Source organism: Verrucomicrobiia bacterium (assembly GCA_035629175.1).
GTDB lineage: Bacteria > Verrucomicrobiota > Verrucomicrobiia > Limisphaerales > DASXHY01 > DASXHY01.
In genome coordinates, this window is the sequence record DASPIL010000089.1 from 1 (window position 1) to 2,305 (window position 2,305).

Below are 2,305 nucleotides of genomic sequence, written 5' to 3' on the forward strand. Positions count from 1 at the left end.
GGATGCGTTTGGCGGAAGTGGTGAGGGAAGTCGGTGTGAAGTATCAAGCGGCTGCACAAGGTGTGAAGCGATTTGGAGTTTTATTGGCGACTGACCCGGAGCGCCAGAGGTTTGTTGCGAAGCTTCAGAAGCAATTGTCAACGTTTTAGATGCGACCCCATTGCGCGCTTTACGTCGATTGAGGAACCGTTCACGCACTCATTGTGGGGGCAGTGTCAAGATGCACCCCCCCGTGATAGCGCTTGTTGAAAGTGGGTGGTGAAGACTCGGTTGCTGAAGATTCAGTCAGCATTCACATCGATGGTTCGCGGAGAAGCTCGGGCTCAAGCCACAACGCCCAGTTGCCACCGTTCTGGTTACCCGCTTTTTCGACCACCAATTCCAAAGCCTTCACGCCTTCGATATCCACGTCGTAGTGAATAGGGTTCGACCCGCGAACCGGGGTCGAACGAAAGACCTCTCGGCCATCGGCCTTGATGATAAAGATCACACCGAACGCCCGGCCTTGATAAGCGGTGTGTAATCCCGCCTTGCCACGCAACCGATTCCAACCCCCACCTAGATTGAATACATAACGCGATGGCGAGTGAGCGTACAGGCCGGTGGCGTAAATCTTTCCTGAATCGAGCAGCGGAGAGGCAATCTCCGCATTAGGTGGGATGCAATTGGCGGCGGGTTCCAGCCAGCCCACCTCGGCACTTTCCGGTTGGGCGTCACCCAAAAACAATAGCGTCCTCGCTGGCGGGACATTGGCGGGCACCGGCTTGGGTGCTTTGGCCCAGGCCGCTGTGAGTTTGCGGGCGATCGCCTTTACCCTTTCGGTCGTGCGGCTATGTTCGATCCTGGCCAGTTCACGTTGTATCGCATGGGTTTCTTCCAGCAACAGGTTCGCGATGAGAGCATCCAAGGCGGGCAGCGCGGTGGTTTTCAAGTCCGGGCTCGTGAGTGGGCCAACGTTTTTGCGCGCCAGATAGAGCGTGCGATTCGGAAAATCGAGCGTGACCAAATGCCGGGCGAGAAAGCGCAAACCGATACCATCTGCCTCAACATCATTCTGCTGCAATGAAACCAACGGATACTTTTCCCCGGCGAAATACCCGTGCTGTGCCCGTGCTTCGCGGGGCGAAGGCGGAAGAGCATGATTCGTCCAGGATTGGAAATAATTGGGCATGAGCCAGCCGTCAGAATTGCAACCGACGTCGATGAGCGAATGCGGGCCGTGCAGGCCGAGCAGATTCTCCGCGACTGCGGGTCGCGTGTCGTTGGCGTTCAGCGGGACGATGGGAAATGCCCGGCCCCACTCCTTATTGTCACCGTGTCGCTGTCCCTCCTGGAGAAATCGCATCTTTCCGGCAGGGAAATCGAGTTGGATGCAATAGTTTTCCAGCACGTCCATGCCCAGAAGACCCATGATTCGGGGACGCGCATACGAAAATTCATTCTGACAGTCATACGCCACGATGGCCGGACCGGTCATTTTCAGTGGAACACCTCCGAGCAAAAGTGTGGGAGCGGCATACGCGAGATTTGTTTTTGTGACGCCCCAGCTATGAGTCACCGCCGATCCAATAGGGTTGCCGAGTTTTGGCGCCAAGGATTTGTCGATCAGCGAGCCCGACGCGCCGGTATCGACAACGAAGGGCAGCTCTTCACCGTTCTGTAACCGGACCATTGCGATCAACAATCCGCCGCGGCCGGCATCTCTGTTGATGGGCACCTCGACTGCCAGCGGCTGCGATGGCTGATCCGTCGCGCACGAGCAAATCAAGAGACACTCCAGAGCACTGATGATCGCAGAGAACGCCAAGCGGGTTTTCATCTCGATTATCTTTTGAAAGCGTAGGTAGAGGTGGCGATTTGGCTAGCTTTAATTTCTGAATCCCCGAAAGACGGGAAAGAATGGGGTCGCGTCTAAAGAGTTGACATTCGCGGGTCGATTGCGTGAGATGCGGGGCGTGGCGAGGCCGTTGAGAATTGAGGTTGCCGGGGCGTGGTATCACGTGATGAACCGCGGGCATCGGGGCGGAGCTTTGTTCCGCGATGACGAGGACCGTCGACGGTTTCTCGGAACCGTGGCGGAGTTGCCGGAACGTTTTGGGTTGGAGGTCCACGCGTTCGTGCTGATGGATAATCATTACCATCTGCTGGTGCGAACAACAGAGGCCAATCTGGGTCATGCAATGCGGTGGCTGAACGTGACCTACGCCGTAAAGTTCAACTGGGCGCATCGCTGCCACGGGACGGTATTTCAAGGGCGTTTCAAATCGGTGATCATCCAGGAGGAAAGTAAGGCCGTGGAAGTTGC

General features: G+C 56.6%; 2 protein-coding genes. One reads left to right on the forward strand and one right to left on the reverse strand.

Going from position 1 to position 2,305, the window contains the following annotated elements; genetic code table 11:
- Positions 1-292 precede the first annotated feature (292 nt).
- Positions 293-1,819 (reverse strand): NPCBM/NEW2 domain-containing protein, encoded by a 1,527-nt coding sequence (locus tag VEH04_15340; GenBank protein ID HYG24152.1) that lies wholly within the window; start codon positions 1,817-1,819, stop codon positions 293-295.
- A gap of 136 nt (positions 1,820-1,955) precedes the next feature.
- On the opposite strand from VEH04_15340, the gene VEH04_15345 reads away from it, so the two are divergent.
- On the forward strand, positions 1,956-2,305 hold a 350-nt coding region (locus VEH04_15345), incomplete at its 3' end, for a transposase (protein HYG24153.1).

Excerpts from the sequence above, each read along its gene's own strand:
- VEH04_15340 (HYG24152.1), bottom strand. The coding sequence starts at position 1,819 with ATGAAAACCCGCTTGGCGTTCTCTGCGATCATCAGTGCTCTGGAGTGT.